The 14,628-nt window shown below is 63.9% G+C and carries 13 protein-coding genes; 6 read left to right on the top strand and 7 right to left on the bottom strand.

All coding sequences use genetic code 11. From position 1 onward, the window contains the following. The first annotated feature begins 19 nt into the window (after window positions 1–19). Window positions 20–439 carry a GNAT family N-acetyltransferase gene (locus N7E70_RS19230; RefSeq protein WP_263007311.1) on the top strand — a complete coding sequence of 140 codons (420 nt, stop codon included), beginning with the start codon at window positions 20–22 and terminating at the stop codon, window positions 437–439. 9 nt (window positions 440–448) lie between these two features. Further along, complete coding sequence (locus N7E70_RS19225; RefSeq protein ID WP_263007310.1) at window positions 449–1,690, top strand: MFS transporter; 1,242 nt, start codon at window positions 449–451, stop codon at window positions 1,688–1,690. Between the two features lie 4 nt (window positions 1,691–1,694). Here N7E70_RS19225 and N7E70_RS19220 read toward each other — a convergent pair whose 3' ends face one another. From N7E70_RS19220 to N7E70_RS19210, 3 genes are read right to left on the bottom strand one after another with little or no spacing between them, the layout of a single operon-like run. Then, window positions 1,695–2,315, bottom strand: a complete 621-nt coding sequence (locus N7E70_RS19220; RefSeq protein WP_263007309.1) for an ATP-dependent Clp protease proteolytic subunit — start codon at window positions 2,313–2,315, stop codon at window positions 1,695–1,697. A 36-nt stretch (window positions 2,316–2,351) separates the two neighbouring features. Continuing rightward, window positions 2,352–2,735, bottom strand: coding sequence for an SRPBCC family protein (locus tag N7E70_RS19215; protein WP_263007308.1), 384 nt, complete (start codon window positions 2,733–2,735; stop codon window positions 2,352–2,354). Beyond that, complete coding sequence (locus N7E70_RS19210) at window positions 2,732–3,046, bottom strand: ArsR/SmtB family transcription factor (protein WP_263007307.1); 315 nt, start codon at window positions 3,044–3,046, stop codon at window positions 2,732–2,734. Before N7E70_RS19210 ends, N7E70_RS19215 begins: the two co-directional genes overlap by 4 nt. A gap of 339 nt (window positions 3,047–3,385) precedes the next feature. Between N7E70_RS19210 and N7E70_RS19205 the strand changes: the two genes are divergently transcribed. Together N7E70_RS19205 and gltX are read left to right on the top strand one after the other, a co-directional pair. After that, window positions 3,386–5,188 (top strand): ABC transporter ATP-binding protein, encoded by a 1,803-nt coding sequence (locus tag N7E70_RS19205; protein WP_263007306.1) that lies wholly within the window; start codon window positions 3,386–3,388, stop codon window positions 5,186–5,188. A gap of 171 nt (window positions 5,189–5,359) precedes the next feature. Beyond that, window positions 5,360–6,733, top strand: coding sequence for a glutamate--tRNA ligase (gene gltX / locus N7E70_RS19200; RefSeq protein WP_263007305.1), 1,374 nt, complete (start codon window positions 5,360–5,362; stop codon window positions 6,731–6,733). Here gltX and N7E70_RS19195 read toward each other — a convergent pair. From N7E70_RS19195 to N7E70_RS19185, 3 genes are all read right to left on the bottom strand, one after another. Next, window positions 6,651–7,652: a DUF2865 domain-containing protein gene (locus N7E70_RS19195; RefSeq protein ID WP_263007304.1), complete on the bottom strand. Its 1,002-nt coding sequence runs from the start codon at window positions 7,650–7,652 to the stop codon at window positions 6,651–6,653. The two genes, gltX and N7E70_RS19195, sit on opposite strands and share 83 nt — an antisense overlap. A 170-nt stretch (window positions 7,653–7,822) precedes the next feature. Further along, complete coding sequence (locus N7E70_RS19190; RefSeq protein WP_263007303.1) at window positions 7,823–10,141, bottom strand: NADP-dependent malic enzyme; 2,319 nt, start codon at window positions 10,139–10,141, stop codon at window positions 7,823–7,825. Window positions 10,142–10,381: 240 nt separating this feature from the next. Continuing rightward, window positions 10,382–11,161, bottom strand: a complete 780-nt coding sequence (locus tag N7E70_RS19185; RefSeq protein WP_263007302.1) for an SDR family oxidoreductase — start codon at window positions 11,159–11,161, stop codon at window positions 10,382–10,384. A gap of 117 nt (window positions 11,162–11,278) precedes the next feature. On the opposite strand from N7E70_RS19185, the gene N7E70_RS19180 reads away from it, so the two are divergent. After that, on the top strand, window positions 11,279–12,100 hold the full coding sequence (locus N7E70_RS19180) for a UDP-2,3-diacylglucosamine diphosphatase (protein ID WP_263007301.1): 822 nt from the start codon (window positions 11,279–11,281) through the stop codon (window positions 12,098–12,100). 313 nt (window positions 12,101–12,413) lie between these two features. Then, the gene (locus N7E70_RS19175; protein ID WP_263007300.1) at window positions 12,414–13,634 is read left to right on the top strand and encodes an MFS transporter; all 1,221 of its coding nucleotides are present in this window, start codon (window positions 12,414–12,416) and stop codon (window positions 13,632–13,634) included. Here N7E70_RS19175 and dgcA read toward each other — a convergent pair. Further along, window positions 13,596–14,579, bottom strand: a complete 984-nt coding sequence (gene dgcA, locus N7E70_RS19170) for an N-acetyl-D-Glu racemase DgcA (RefSeq protein ID WP_263007299.1) — start codon at window positions 14,577–14,579, stop codon at window positions 13,596–13,598. The genes N7E70_RS19175 and dgcA overlap by 39 nt on opposite strands. Between the last annotated feature and the right edge of the window lie 49 nt (window positions 14,580–14,628).

Here is a 14,628-nt window from a genome sequence, read left to right as displayed (position 1 = left end):
CCAGCAGACCGGAGGGTTCATGACCGAGGTCGAGATCAGTTTCGACGTGTCGCGCATCGACTTCGACAAGACGTCGGACGTCATCAAGGCGAGCTATTGGGGCGAGGGCCGGACCGACGAGATCCATCGTCGGGCTTTTGCCAATTCGCTGTGCCTGGGCGCCTATGTCGATGGCGAACAAGTCGGTTTCGCCCGGGCCATCACCGACTATGCCTGCTTCGCCTATGTCGCCGACGTCATTGTCTGGCCCGAGCGGCGTGGCCTCGGCATCGGCCAGAAGTTGATCCGGGCTTTGCTCGATTATCCCGGGCTTGCGACCGTGACCGGCTTCTCGCTCAGGACCTCGGACGCGCACAGCCTCTATGAGAAATTCGGCTTCGTGACATCGAGGGATGGCATCTACATGCGCCTGTCGAGGCAGCCGGGAACCCAAGAATAGACCGGGCGCGTGTCCTACATCTCCTTCGTTCGGGACAATCCGCGCTGGCTCGCCGGCGGCTTCCTGCTCACCTTCTTTTCGACCTTCGGCATGACGTCGTTCATCGCGCTGTCGGCCGGCGACATCCGCCGCGACTATGGGCTGTCGCATGGCGAGTTCGGCACGCTCTACATGGTCGCCACGCTGGCCAGCGCGTTGAGCCTGCCGCGGCTCGGACAGATCGTCGACCGTTACAGCGCGCAGAAGGTGGCGCTGTTCATCGTGCCGATGCTGGCACTGGCGAGCGCATCGATGGCGCTGTCGCAGCACTTCGTCCTGTTGTTCGCGACCATCTATCTGCTGCGGCTGTTTGGCCAGGGCATGATGGTGCACTCCGCCTACACCGCAACCGCGCGTTGGTTTTCGGCGCAAAGGGGGCGGGCGCTTTCGACAATCATTCTAGGCCACAACGCCGGCGACGCTATCATCCCAATGGGGTTCGTGTTGATCGCCGCTTCGGTTGGCTGGCGCAATGGCTGGCTCATTGCGGCGACACTGATTGCGTTCATCGCCGTGCCCGCGATTGCCATGCTGGTTGCAGTGGACCGCAAGCCGCGCTCGTCGGATCCTGTGGCACGCCAGATCGATGCCCGCGACTGGACACGAGGCGAGGTGGTCCGCGATCCGATCTTCTACGTGCTGCTTCTCGGCGTCATGGCACCGGGCCTGATCGTGACGACCTTGTTCTTCCACCAGGTCTATCTGGTCGAATTGCGTGGCTGGTCGCTCGAGGTCTTCGCATCGTCTTTCCTGGTGACGGCGGTGGTCAACGCCGCCTTCACGCTTGTCGTCGGCCAGCTCATCGACCGTTTCTCGGGCATCTCGCTGCTGCCCTTCGTATTGCTGCCGCTGGGCCTCGCCTGCCTGGTGCTGGGACTTGTCGATGCGCAGTGGAGCGCCTTCGGCTTCATGGCGCTGCTCGGCATTTCCAACGGCCTGTCGACGACGTTATTCGGCGCCGTCTGGCCTGAAGTCTATGGTCTCAAGCATCTTGGCTCGATCAGGGCGCTGATCGTTTCCGCCGGCGTGTTCGCCTCGGCAATCGGGCCGGGACTGACCGGGTTCCTGATCGACGGCGGCGTCAGCTACCCCGGCCAGATCGTGGCGATGGCGGTCTACTGTTTCGTCATCTCGTTCGCCCTGCTCCTGGCCTCGCGGCGTATTCGCGCGCGAAGCCAGGTCCAGGCAGCTCCCGTTGCAGTTGGCGTGTAGCCGGCTACTTCCCGGAAAAGCTCTCCACGGTGTCGCGCCGGTCGTAGACGTGGTCGACGATACCCCAATCCCTGGCTTCCTCCGCCGTGAAGAAGTAGTCGCGGTCGAGAACGCGCGCGACTTCCTCTTCCGTGCGTCCGCAATGTTCGGCATAGAGCCTCGTCATGCGCCGCTTGAGCTTGAGGATGTCTTCGGCATGGCGTTCGATGTCGGAGGCCTGACCGCGGAAGCCGCCCGAGGGCTGGTGCAGGACCACGCTCGCATTGGGCAGGGCGATGCGCCTGCCGGGTGCACCGGCCATCAGCAGGAACGAGCCCATCGAGCCAGCCGTGCCCATGCACAGCGTCGAAACCGGGCAACGTATGAACTGCATCGTGTCGTAGATGGCAAAGCCGCTGGTGACCACGCCGCCTGGGGAGTTGATGTAGAACGAGATTTCGCGGGTAGGGTTTTCCGACTCGAGAAACAGCAGCTGCGCGCAGATCAGCGACGCCGAATTGTCGTCGACCTCGCCATTGAGGAAGACGATCCGCTCGCGCAGCAGCCGGGAAAAAATGTCGAAGGAGCGTTCGCCACGCGGCGATTGTTCCACCACCATAGGGACGAGTTGCATCGTGTCGCGCATGCGCGAGTTTCCTTTCATCGATAGGGTTTTTGGAGCTTAAGCGGCGGCGCGCATCAGCGGCGGGCTGTTGGAATTTGCCGGCGCGACAAGGGTTCTGGGCTGCTCGACGCTGTGGGTGAGGCGGAACCACGTGCCGCCATCAGGTTGCGCCTCGAGGTCGAAGGTCACGACGGTCTCGGGCTCGTTCACCGTTGTGTCGTTCCAGGCGTAGCGAACGCGCGAGAAGGGCAGGGCCTCGATGATGCGGTAGGCGGGGCCGGTCTTATCGGCGGTGACCTTGTCCGCCGCCGGCACGTCGAGCCAGGTGGCGACGAATTCCGGCACCGTCAGCGCGCGCCAGACCTTTTCCGGTGCCGCTTCCAGCTCGCATTCGACGACGATGGTGTCGTCTGTCTCTTCCTGCCTTCGGGCGTCCGTCATTGGTCCATCTCCTTGAGCAGTGTCTTCAGCCTCTCGACACGTTCCGGCCAGAAGCTGCGATAGCGGGTGAGCCAGTCGAAAAGCGGCCGCAGCCCGTCGGGGTTGACGCTGTAGTTCACATGCCGGCCGGCACGCGCTTCCTTGATCAGGCCTGCGCCGCGCAGCACGGCGATGTGCTGCGAGATCGCCGGCTGCGAAATCTCCAGCCCTTCGCGCAGTTCGGTCGCGTTTTTCTCGCCCGCGGTCAGCCGGTCGAGAACGGCACGGCGGGTGGGATCGGACAGAGCGCGGAATATCTCAGATTCGTTCATGAGCTTGAGATAAGCATACACTTATCTGTTGCGCAAGTGTCACCCTGCGATGCCCACGAAACTGGCACAACAGGCTTCGGTCCAGTGCGGGGTTGGCTAAGCAAAAATGCTCCGATATAAGCAAATTCTTCGCGGCCACTAACAGGGAGGTCTGAATGCCAGAATATGACATGTCCTCCCGGGGTTCACGCCGAGGTCGTTGACCTCGCGAACCGCCTCCGGCGTCCTCTTTTTCTGACGCTGCCGTTCCGCGACTTCCTGATTCAGCAAGAATTATTCGTCGCGCCTTTTTACATCTTTTTCCAGGGATGGTGTCGGGTTCCGGCACCTCAATGCATCATGGCTCGTTTTCGTATCGACCTGCGCGGCGGCGCTTTCCGCAGCGTTCTGGGTTTCACTTTCAGGCACTGGCAACGCCAACCGGCCCGGCTCGTCGTTATCTCGGCGGCCGTGCTCATTTCGACGATGGCCGACGTGTTGACGCCGCTCTATTCGGGCCGGCTGATCGACGCCGTCGCCAGTGGCGCGGCGACTGACGAGGTGGCATGGAATGCGGCGCTCGCCGCGTTCTTCACCTTGCTGGCACTTGCCACTGGCTCGCTGGTGTTCCGCCACATCGCCTTTGCCGGCATCATCGAGCTGACGCTCAAGATGATGTCCGACATCGCCCAGGATGCGTTCCACCGCGTCCAGCGCTTCTCGACCGACTGGCACGCCAACAGCTTCGCCGGCTCGACGGTGCGCAAGGTGACGCGCGGCATGTGGGCGCTCGACCTGCTCAACGACACGCTGCTGGTGGCGCTGCTGCCGTCCTTCGTGATGCTTGTCGGCTCGACCATCCTGCTGGGATGGCACTGGCCGATGATGGGCCTGATCATTGCCGTGGGCTCGCTGATCTTCATTGCCCAGACGGTGGTGATGTCGCTCGGTTTCGTCGCCCCGGCGGCCAGCCTTGCCAACAGCTGGGACACGCGTCTCGGCGGCTCCTTGGCCGACGCCGTCAGCTGCAATTCGGTGGTCAAGGCCTTTGGCGCCGAGGAGCGTGAGGAAGGGCGTCTCGCCAAGGTGATCGCCAAGTGGCGTCACCGCACGGGGCGCACCTGGATGCGCGGAACGATCAACGGCACGTCGCAGAACGTCACGCTGGTTCTGCTGCGCGCCGCGATCATCGGTTTTGCGCTGTTGCTGTGGTCGAGCGGACAGGCCAGCGCCGGCGACATCGCCTTCGTGCTGACCTCGTTCTTCCTGCTCCAGGGCTATCTGCGCGACGTCGGCATGCACATCCGCAACCTGCAGCGTTCGGTCAACGACATGGAGGAACTCGTCGACATCCAGGGCCAGCCTCTCGGTGTCGCCGACGGGCCGGGCGCCAAGCCGATCGAGATCCGCGAAGGCGGCATCGAGTTCAAGCATGTGACGTTTCACTATGGCACGCATGCGAACCCGCTCTACCGGGACTTCTCGGTGTCGATCAAGCCGGGCGAGCGTGTCGGCCTTGTCGGCCATTCAGGCTCGGGCAAGACGACCTTCGTCAAGCTGATCCAGCGGCTTTACGATGTCGGCGGCGGCAAGATCACGATCGACGGGCAGGACATCGCCAAGGCGACGCAGTCGTCGCTGCGTTCGCAGATCGCGATCGTGCAGCAGGAGCCGATCCTGTTCCACCGTTCGCTGGCCGAGAACATCGCCTATGCCAGGCCGGGCGCGACGCAGGCCGAGATCGAGCACGCGGCAAAGCTCGCCAGCGCGCATGATTTCATCCAGCGCCTGCCCAAGGGCTACGGCACGCTGGTCGGCGAACGTGGCGTCAAGCTGTCGGGCGGCGAGCGTCAGCGTGTGGCGATTGCCCGTGCCTTCCTGGCCGATGCGCCGATCCTGATTCTCGACGAGGCGACGTCGAGCCTCGATTCGGAATCGGAGGTGCTGATCCAGCAGGCGATGGAACGCCTGATGGTCGGGCGCACGACGCTGATCATTGCGCACCGGCTGTCGACAGTGAGGGCGCTCGATCGGCTGCTCGTCTTCGATCGCGGCGACATCGTCGAGGAGGGCCGGCACGAGGCGCTGGTACGGCGCGACGGCGGTATCTACCGCCGTCTGTTCGAACGCCAGGCACTGGAGCTCACCAAAGGGCTCGTCTAAGTCACGAACGGGCCGCGAGAGATCGCGGCCCGTTCGTCATTCTGAAGCAGCCCGCAAGAAGATGTAGCCCCATTGGTCGGCTTCCATTCGCGCTCTGGTTGCTTTATTTCTGGTGCAGAGGTGCGGGGGCGCCGCCTTGTCAACGCAAAAGCCATCCGCTACGCCCCGATCATGACAGTTACAGTTCGCTTCGCCCCTTCGCCCACCGGCCGCATCCACATCGGCAATGCGCGCACCGCCTTGTTCAATTGGCTCTTCGCCCTCAAGCACAAGGGGCGGTTTGTCCAGCGCTTCGACGACACCGATGTCGAGCGCTCGCGCCAGGAATTCGCAGACTCCATTCTCTACGACCTGCACTGGCTCGGCATCTTTCCCGACCAGACCGAATACCAGTCGCGCCGCTTTGCCAGCTACGACGCCGCCGTCGACAAGCTCAAGGCATCAGGCGTGCTCTATCCCTGCTATGAGACGCCCGAGGAGCTCGACCTGCGCCGCAAGGTGCGGCGGACGCGCGGCCTGCCGCCGGTCTATGGCCGCGAGGCGCTGAAGCTCACCGATGCCGAGCGCCTGTCCTACGAACATGACGGGCGCAGACCGCACTGGCGTTTCCTGCTGCCCAATTTCGTCTCCGATCCGTTCGAGACCCAGCGCACCGACGTCCATTGGACCGACATCGTGCGCGGCGAGGAGACCGTCGATCTGGCGTCGCTGTCCGATCCGGTGCTGGTGCGCGAGGACGGAACCTATCTCTACACGCTGCCATCGGTTGTCGACGATATCGAGATGGAGATCACCCACGTCATCCGTGGCGACGACCATGTCACCAACACCGGTGTTCAGATCGCGCTGTTCCGCGCGCTCGGCGCCGAGCCTCCTGTTTTCGGTCACCACAATCTGCTGACGACGGCTTCCGGCGAGGGCCTGTCCAAGCGCACAGGTGCGCTGTCGATCGAGAGCCTGCGCGACGGCGGCATCGAACCGATGTCGGTTGCCGCGCTCGCCGTGCTTGTCGGCACGTCGGAGAATGTCACCGCGGTGCCCAACCTTCGCGACCTTGCCGAAAAGTTCGATCCGGCCGCGACCTCGAAATCGGCGGCGAAGTTCGATCCTGAGGAACTGGTGGTGCTCAATCGGGCGCTGCTGCACCACATGTCCTTTGACGAGGTGCGTGATCGCCTGATGGTGCTCGGTGTCAGCGGCAACCACGCCGAAGCGTTCTGGATGGCCGTTCGCGGCAATCTTGACAGGCTCCAGGACGCCGTGGCGTGGTGGCGCATCCTGCGCGAAGGGCCGCAGCCGGCTGTCGAGATCGCCGACGAGGACCGCGAATTCGTTGGCCAGGCGCTCGACCTTCTGCCCGAAGAGCCGTGGGACAGCAATGTCTGGAAGGACTGGACGGCCAAGGTGAAGAAAGCGACCGGCCGCAAGGGCAAGGCGCTGTTCATGCCGCTCAGGCTGGCGCTCACCGGTCTTGAGTCGGGCCCGGAACTCGCAGATCTGTTGCCGCTTGTGGGGCGGGAAGGAACGTTGGCCCGACGGCCCTGACCTTGCGGTTGGGATCTGGTGCCGGACGAGGCACCGCCTGCGCCTGCGGTTCCTCCACCGGCCTGGCCTGCGGGGTGCTAGGTACCGGGCGTCCTTCGCCGGCGATGACCGAAAAATTCCTGTCCAGGCTGACATTGCAGCCGCAGGCCGGAACGCGCGGCAGGTCGAGACGCTTGTAGCGATAGGCTGTCGCAAGATTGCGGTAGGGCTGGCCGGAGCGGGCTGAAACCATGCTCTCCTGTGGCTGGCCGGCATTGAGGTGATAAAACAGCTCGATCTCGGTTCCAGGGCAGCTGGCTTCGCAATTCTTCTCGTCGCGCTGGAAATCCGAGACATCGGCTGCATTCGACATCGGGAAGAAGTATCCGTCGCAGGTGCGCACGCACAAGGTGCGGTATTCGCCCAAGCCTTGTTGCTGGCTGCGGCCGATGACGATGTGTTGCGGATAGCTTTCAATGAAGCTCAGGCTGGTCGCCTCGCCGCCGCGGATGACGGTCGCGCCGGCTTGCTCCGTCGCGCGATCGTTGCCTGCGCCTTCTTCCGTCTTCTTGCCCTGGTCGTTGCAACCCGCGAATTGCATCGCATCAAGAATGCGGATGCGCTCGCGCCGGACGTTCCTGTTCGGTCGCGCGGTCTGGCCGTCGAGCTTGCCGAGATTGTCCTGCATCTCAGCGATCTTGGCATTCAGCGCGGCGCACTGAGCGATGACGTCGCCCGAGATCGCCCTGTCGCAGCCGAGGTCGGAAGCCCTGATGCGGGCGAGGTCGATCTGGTCTTGCTGGGTGGCGGCGGCAGCGGCGAACTCGTCGGGTTGGGCGAAGCTGCCGGTTGCCTGGGGCGGCAAGTTGGCCAGTTCGACCTCGAGTTCCAGGCATTCCGCCGAGACGGCTTGCGACAATCCGGTGGTCAGCAACGACACGGCGACTGCGGCCAACAAGGCGATGGCTGGCCGCTTTACCGGGAATTTGCTTCTGCCGCGCCCGAACATCCCGCTTTCCATCGCCGCGCGACGCGCGGAACATGCCTCGGTTCGAACCCTAGCGCCGACGAGGTTAACCGTTTCTTTGGAAACGGCTAACCCGTGCCCGATCAGGACGCCGCGTGCGCGCGCTGCGACGCTTCGACGACGGCGAGTGCCGTCATATTGACGATGCCGCGCGAGGTAACTGAAGGCGTCAGGATGTGTGCCGGCTGCGCGGTGCCGAGCAGGATCGGCCCGACATGCAGCGCGTCCATCATCGTCTTGACCGTGGTCAGCGCGATGTTCGCCGCATCGAGATTGGGGAAAACCAGCAGGTTGGCTTCGCCCTTCAGCGTCGAATGCGGGAAGACACGCTGGCGCAGCACTTCCGACAGGGCGGAATCGCCATGCATTTCGCCGTCGCTGGCGAGTTCCGGCGCGATGCGCTTCAGGATCGCCGCCGCCGCCCGCATCTTCTGCGCGCTTTGCGAGTCGCGTGAGCCGAAATTCGAATGCGACAGCAAGGCCGCCTTGGGCTCGATGCCGAAACGACGGATCTCGTCGGCCGCCAGCATCGTCATCTCGGCGATCTCTTCGGCGGTCGGATCGACGGTCACGTAGGTGTCGGTGAAGAACAGCACGCCGCGCTGCGAGATCAGCATCGACAGCGCCGACAGATCGCGATCCTTGACGCCGTCGCGGGCGCCGACGATCAGCGTGACGTTGCGCAGGTGCCGCTCAAAACGGCCTTCCAGGCCGCAGATCATGGCATCGGCATCGCCGCGCTTCAGCGCGATGGCCGCGATGACCGTGTTGTTGGTGCGCACCATGGTGCGCGCCGCCTCGGGCGTAATGCCCTGGCGGCCGCCGAGGTCGATCAGGTGGTCGACATAGTGACGGTAGCGTGGATCATCCTCGGGATTGATGATGTCAAAGTCGACACCCGGCCGGATGCGCAGACCGTAGCGCTTGATGCGGACCTCGATGACATGCGGACGCCCGATCAGGATCGGCTTGGCCAGCCCTTCCTCCAGCACCACCTGGGCGGCGCGCAGCACGCGCTCGTCTTCGCCGTCGGCGTAGATGACACGCTTGGATGTTGCCTGCTTGGCGTTGGAGAAGATCGGCTTCATCACCAGGCCGGAGCGGAAGACGAAGCGGCTGAGCTTGTCGACATAGGCGTTGAAGTCGGCGATCGGGCGGGTCGCCACGCCGGTTTCGCAGGCCGCCTTGGCAACGGCAGGCGCGATCCTGAGGATCAGCCTGGGGTCGAAGGGCGAGGGGATCAGGAAGTCGGGGCCGAAGGTCGGCGTCTCGCCGGAATAGGCGCGCGCCGCGACATCGGACGGTTCTTCGCGCGCGAGCGCAGCAATTGCGCGCACGGCAGCCATCTTCATTTCTTCATTGATGGCACGCGCGCCGCAATCGAGCGCGCCGCGGAAGATGTAGGGGAAGCACAGGACGTTGTTGACCTGGTTCGGAAAATCAGAGCGTCCGGTGCAGATCATCGCGTCGGGACGGGCGGCACGCGCCACTTCCGGCATGATCTCGGGATTCGGGTTGGCCAGCGCCAGGATCAGCGGCTTGTCCGCCATCTCCGACAGCAGTTCCGGCTTCAGCACACCGGCTGCCGACAGGCCGAGGAAGACGTCTGCGCCGCCGATGACATCAGCCAGGACGCGCGCGTTGGTGTCCTTGACGTATGGGTCCTTCCAGCGGTCCATCTCCTCGACGCGGCCCTTGTGGGCGACGCCGAAACGGTCGGTGACCCAGATGTTCTCGACCTTGGCGCCGAGGGACACCAGCAGGTTGAGGCAGGCGAGTGCCGCGGCACCAGCGCCCGAGGTGACGATCTTGACGTCCTCGATTTTCTTGCCGGCGAGTTCCAGGCCGTTGAGAACGGCGGCCGCGACGATGATCGCGGTGCCGTGCTGGTCGTCATGGAAGACCGGGATGCGCATCTTGGCTTTGAGCTGCTCCTCGACTTCGAAGCACTCTGGGGCCTTGATGTCCTCGAGGTTGATGCCGCCGAAGGTCGGCTCGAGCGCCGCGATCGTCCTCACCATCTGCCCGATCTCGGGCGCGTCGATCTCGATGTCGAAAACGTCGATGCCGGCGAATTTCTTGAACAGAACGGCCTTGCCTTCCATCACCGGCTTGGATGCCAGCGGGCCGATATTGCCGAGACCGAGCACGGCTGTGCCATTGGAAATCACGGCGACCAGATTGGCGCGGCCGGTATAGTCGGCGGCGGTCTCGGGATCATCCTTGATGGCGAGACAAGGGGCGGCGACGCCGGGCGAATAGGCCAGCGCCAGGTCGCGCTGGTTGCCGAGCGGCTTGGTCGCCTGAATCTCGAGCTTGCCGGGAATGGGGTGCTTGTGGAAGAAGAGCGCGGCCTGATCCAGATCGGACAGTGCTTCCTTCTTCTTGTCTTCCCCAGCCATGTCCCGCTCCTTCAGAATCCAACAGCAAAGGCCGTTATTAGCACGGCCAGCACGATTTTCGAGGCTTCAACGGCCAAATGGACGTTGAATCACTTTCAAGCGCCGGAACTGCAATCATTCCAGCGACTTGCGGGTGGCGGTTGAGAGATTGATTCGGTCTTTTGTGAGGCTTGGCTGAAACAGCGCGTCCTTGCGACGCGCTGTTGGCTGCCTTTGGGATAGGTTCGTGCCGCCGTGAGCCTAGAATGAGCTCACGTAAAGCCCGCCGTCGACAGGAATGTTCTGACCGGTCATGTAGCCTGCATGGGTCGAGCACAGGAAGGCGCAGATCTGGCCGAATTCTTCCGGCGTACCGAGGCGGCCGGCTGGTATGCCGGCGCTGAGGCGGGCGCGGCGCGCAGCACCTTCCGCCGGATCCTCGATGCTGCCGGGCTCGTGCGGGCCGCGCAGGCGGTCGGTGTCGAGCTTGCCGGGCAGCATGTTGTTGATGGTGACGTTGCGGTCGGCGACAGTGCGCGCAACGCCTGCCAGGAAGGCTGTCAGGCCGGCGCGGGCGCCGGAGGACAGGTCGAGGCCGGGGATGGGCGTGTAGACCGACAACGAGGTGATGTTGACGATGCGGCCGAAGCCACGCGCCGCCATGCCGTCGATGACAGCTTTGATCAACTCGATGGGCGTGACCATGTTGTTGGTGACGCCGGCAAGGATCTTCTCGCGGTCGAGCTCTCGGAAGTCACGGTAGGGCGGACCGCCATTGTTGTTGACCAGAATGTCGGGGTCAGGGCAGGCGGCGAGCAGGGTCTTCTGGATCGCCGGATCGGAGATGTCGCCGACGATTTCGGTGACCGGCACGCCGTAGCGTTGACGAATTTCGGTTGCCGTGCGGCTCAGGATGCCGGCGTCGCGGCCGTTGAGGAACAGCTCACAGCCGGCTTCGGCCAGCGCCATCGCGCAGCCCTTGCCGAGGCCCTTGCTTGAGGCGCAGACGATTGCCTTCTTCCCGCTGATGCCGAGATCCATGATCGTTCTCCTGTCGGTGATGACCCAGCCTAGAACTGCCCGGTCAAAGCCGCAACCGTCATACGGCTGTTGCATGAATCTGGGCATAGCCACGGCAAAAGCAACGGGTCGATTGCCATGTCCGGCACGAGCACACGCAATTTTCGCACGCTGTTCATCTCAGATGTGCATCTGGGATCGAAGGGAGCGAAGGCCGATTTCCTGATCGACTTCCTGCGTCACCACGAGGCCGAGAAGATCTTCCTCGTCGGCGATATCGTCGATGGTTGGCGCCTGCGCCGGTCCTGGCATTGGCCGCAGACACACAACGACGTCGTCCAGAAATTGCTGCGCCAGGCGCGCAAGGGCACCGAAATCACCTACATCGCCGGCAATCATGACGAGTTCGCCCGCAATTTCCAGGGCGTGCATTTCGGCGGCATCGTCGTTGCCGATCGGGCCATCCACGAGGCGGCCGACGGCAAGCGTTTCCTGGTCATCCATGGCGATCAGTTCGACGCGGTGGTGCAGAACGCCCGCTGGCTCGCCTATCTCGGCGACTTCGCCTATGACGCGGCGATGGCGATGAACCGGCTGGTGGCGCGCTTCCGCCGCACCTTCGGCATGCCATACTGGTCGTTTTCGTCCTGGGCCAAGGTCCGGGTCAAGAAGGCCGTCAACTTCATCGGCGCCTTTCAGGACGTGCTGACCGAGGAAGCGCGGCGTTCGGAAGTGGACGGCGTCATCTGCGGCCACATCCACCATCCGACGATCGAGAATTTCGACGGCATCCAGTACATCAACACCGGCGACTGGGTCGAAAACTGCACGGCGGTCGCCGAGGATTTTGATGGCAGCTTCGTCATCCTGCACTGGCCGCACGTGCTGGCGGGCAAGCTGGTCAACGAACCCTTCGTGCCGATGGTCGTCGATCAGCGCGCCGACAAGGCAGCCGCCTGAACGGAACGACATCGATGTGCAGCTCCAGATATGCCTCGCGCCCATGGCGGGATGGACCAGGTCATGCGGCAATTGCCGCGCCGCGCGTTGCCGAGACGCTGCTAAGACGGGCACGGCGGCTCGGCGCGCACCACTTGCCGATGGAAGCGCAGGCTATGCCGCGCCTTGGCCGATAAGGCCGTAGCAGCTGGCCCAAGCTTTGGGTAAATGCTCGGCCCCGTTGGCTTTCGTGGCGTGGCCGCCCATGGTAAGGGATCAGGCAAATCGGTGAGGCTTGGTTGGTTCGGGTCGCGCCCGGACACACTTACCCACCATGACATTACCGCCACTCACGCCAGAGCAGCAGGTCAAGCCACGACGCTTTGAGCTGCGAATCTCCCTGCTTTTCGCAGCACTTTTCGTGCCGATGGGCGTGCATCTGCCGTATTTTCCGCTGTGGCTCGAAGCCAAGGGATTCGATCCCGAGCAGATCGCCATCGTGCTGTCGGCGCCAATGTTCCTGCGCGTCATCACAACTCCATTGATCGCGGCCATGGCCGATCGTGCCAAGGACCGCGCCAACGTCTTCATCTTCCTGGCTGCATCGTCCCTGCTTTTGTCGCTCGGCTATTTCCTCGAGCCGACCTACCTCATCGTCTTGGCCGTCTCGCTGGCGCTGGCCGTGGTGTGGACGCCGCACTCGCCGATAGCCGATTCCCTCGCACTCTCAGGTGTCCGCCGCTTCGGATCGGACTATGCCGCCATGCGCATCTGGGGGTCGATCGCCTTCCTCGCCGGCAGCCTTGGCGCAGGCTTCATCCTGTCGCTGACCGGTGCGGACGCGGTGCCGACGATCATCTCGATCGGCCTGCTCGGCTGCTTCCTGATGTCGTTCATCTCGCCGCGCCTTGGCCGACCGCGCAAGGCTTCACCGCTCTCGGCGACCGACATGCAGGCGGCGCCAAAGCTGTTCAACCGCTATTTCCTGCTGATGGCCGGCGGCACCGGCGTCATCATCGGCAGCCACGGCTTTCTCTATGGCTTCGTGTCGATCTATTGGAAGTCGCTCGGCATCAACGAAACGATCGTCGGGTTGCTGTGGAGCTGGGGCGTGGCGGCCGAAATCGTCATGTTCATGTTTTTCACGCGGCTGTTCGGCAACAGATCGACGGCACTGGTGCTCGTGTTGGCGGGCGCAGGCGCTATCGTCCGCTGGGTCGCATACCCGTTGATCTGGCCGCTCGGTCTGGGTGTACCTGGCTTCTTTGCCGTCCAGAGCCTGCACGCCGTGTCGACAGCGCTGGTTCTGATTGGCGTGCAAAAGCTGATCGCCGAGTCGGTTCCGGAAGAGCGCACGGGCGCTGCCCAGGGTGTTGCCTATTTCGCCAACGGCATGTCGATGGCGATCGTGACGCTGCTGTCCGGTCCGCTCTACCAGCGCTTCGGCGTCGACGGCTTCTATTTCATGGCGGCGGTCGCCGCCTGCGCTATCGTGCTTGTGCTGCTTGGATCCCGTTCAGCCCCAAAGTTCGGGCAGGGGCGGCGACACCATTGAACCCTCGTAGACAAGCCCCGGCGAACGGTCGCGCGCCAGGAGCAGCGGGCCGTCGAGGTCGACGAACTCGGCGCCCTGGGCGAGCAGCACCGCAGGCGCCATGGCGAGCGAAGTGCCGACCATGCAGCCGACCATCACCTGGAACCCGATCGCGCGGGCCTGGTCGCGCAGTTCGCGTGCTGCCGTCAGCCCACCCGACTTGTCGAGCTTGATGTTGACGGCGTCGTAGCGGCCCTTGAGCTCGGCGAGATCGGCGGCGATGTGGACGCTCTCGTCGGCGCAGATCGGCACAGGATGTGGGATGCGGCCGAGGATCTGGTCGGCGCCGGCGGGCAGCGGCTGTTCGATAAGCGCGATGCCGAGCTGGGCGGCAGCGGCAAGGTTCTCGGCGATGTTGGCATCGGTCCAGCCTTCATTGGCGTCGAGGATGATGCGGCTGTCGGGGGCGGCTTCGGTGACCGCGCGGATGCGGGCGATGTCGTTGTCGCCGCCGATCTTGACCTTGAGCAACGGCCGCGCCGCGTTGGCGCGGGCCTGGGCTGCCATAGTCTCGGGTTCGCCGAGCGACAGCGTGTAGGCGGTCTCGAGCGCCAGCGGCGCAGCAATGCCGAGCCTGTCCTTGACCGGCACGCCGCTCAACTTCGCTTCCAGGTCCCAGAGCGCGCAGTCGACGGCGTTGCGCGCTGCACCGGCTGACATCAGCGTCAGAAGGTCGGTGCGCGAAGCACCGTCCTCGATGGCGCGGCGCGCCTGTTCGATCGCCTCAGCCACGCTAGCCATGGTCTCGCCATAACGCTTGTAGGGCACGCACTCGCCGCGTCCGATGACGCCTGATTCGGCGATTTCGCAGGTGATGACCTCGGCTTCGGTCTTGGAACCGCGTGAGATGGTGAACGTTCCGGCGATGGGAAAACGCTCGTCAACGACCGAAAGGACACGCGTCATGAAAATCTGCTCCGTTCAACTGCTTGGCGCGGCTGCGAAAATCGACATG

The organism is Aminobacter sp. NyZ550 (assembly GCF_025628925.2).
GTDB classification, from domain to species: domain Bacteria; phylum Pseudomonadota; class Alphaproteobacteria; order Rhizobiales; family Rhizobiaceae; genus Aminobacter; species Aminobacter ciceronei.
Note: the sequence above shows the minus strand (reverse complement) of the source record. Positions and strands in the feature narration are given on the sequence as shown.

Bases quoted from the DNA above. Each gene is read 5' to 3' on its own strand.
- N7E70_RS19230 (WP_263007311.1), top strand. From the start codon at position 20: ATGACCGAGGTCGAGATCAGTTTCGACGTGTCGCGCATCGACTTCGAC.
- N7E70_RS19220 (WP_263007309.1), bottom strand. From the start codon at position 2,315: ATGCGCGACACGATGCAACTCGTCCCTATGGTGGTGGAACAATCGCCG.
- N7E70_RS19215 (WP_263007308.1), bottom strand. From the start codon at position 2,735: ATGACGGACGCCCGAAGGCAGGAAGAGACAGACGACACCATCGTCGTC.
- N7E70_RS19210 (WP_263007307.1), bottom strand. From the start codon at position 3,046: ATGAACGAATCTGAGATATTCCGCGCTCTGTCCGATCCCACCCGCCGT.
- N7E70_RS19205 (WP_263007306.1), top strand. From the start codon at position 3,386: ATGGCTCGTTTTCGTATCGACCTGCGCGGCGGCGCTTTCCGCAGCGTT.
- gltX (WP_263007305.1), top strand. From the start codon at position 5,360: ATGACAGTTACAGTTCGCTTCGCCCCTTCGCCCACCGGCCGCATCCAC.
- N7E70_RS19190 (WP_263007303.1), bottom strand. From the start codon at position 10,141: ATGGCTGGGGAAGACAAGAAGAAGGAAGCACTGTCCGATCTGGATCAG.
- N7E70_RS19185 (WP_263007302.1), bottom strand. From the start codon at position 11,161: ATGGATCTCGGCATCAGCGGGAAGAAGGCAATCGTCTGCGCCTCAAGC.
- N7E70_RS19180 (WP_263007301.1), top strand. From the start codon at position 11,279: ATGTCCGGCACGAGCACACGCAATTTTCGCACGCTGTTCATCTCAGAT.
- N7E70_RS19175 (WP_263007300.1), top strand. From the start codon at position 12,414: ATGACATTACCGCCACTCACGCCAGAGCAGCAGGTCAAGCCACGACGC.
- dgcA (WP_263007299.1), bottom strand. From the start codon at position 14,579: ATGACGCGTGTCCTTTCGGTCGTTGACGAGCGTTTTCCCATCGCCGGA.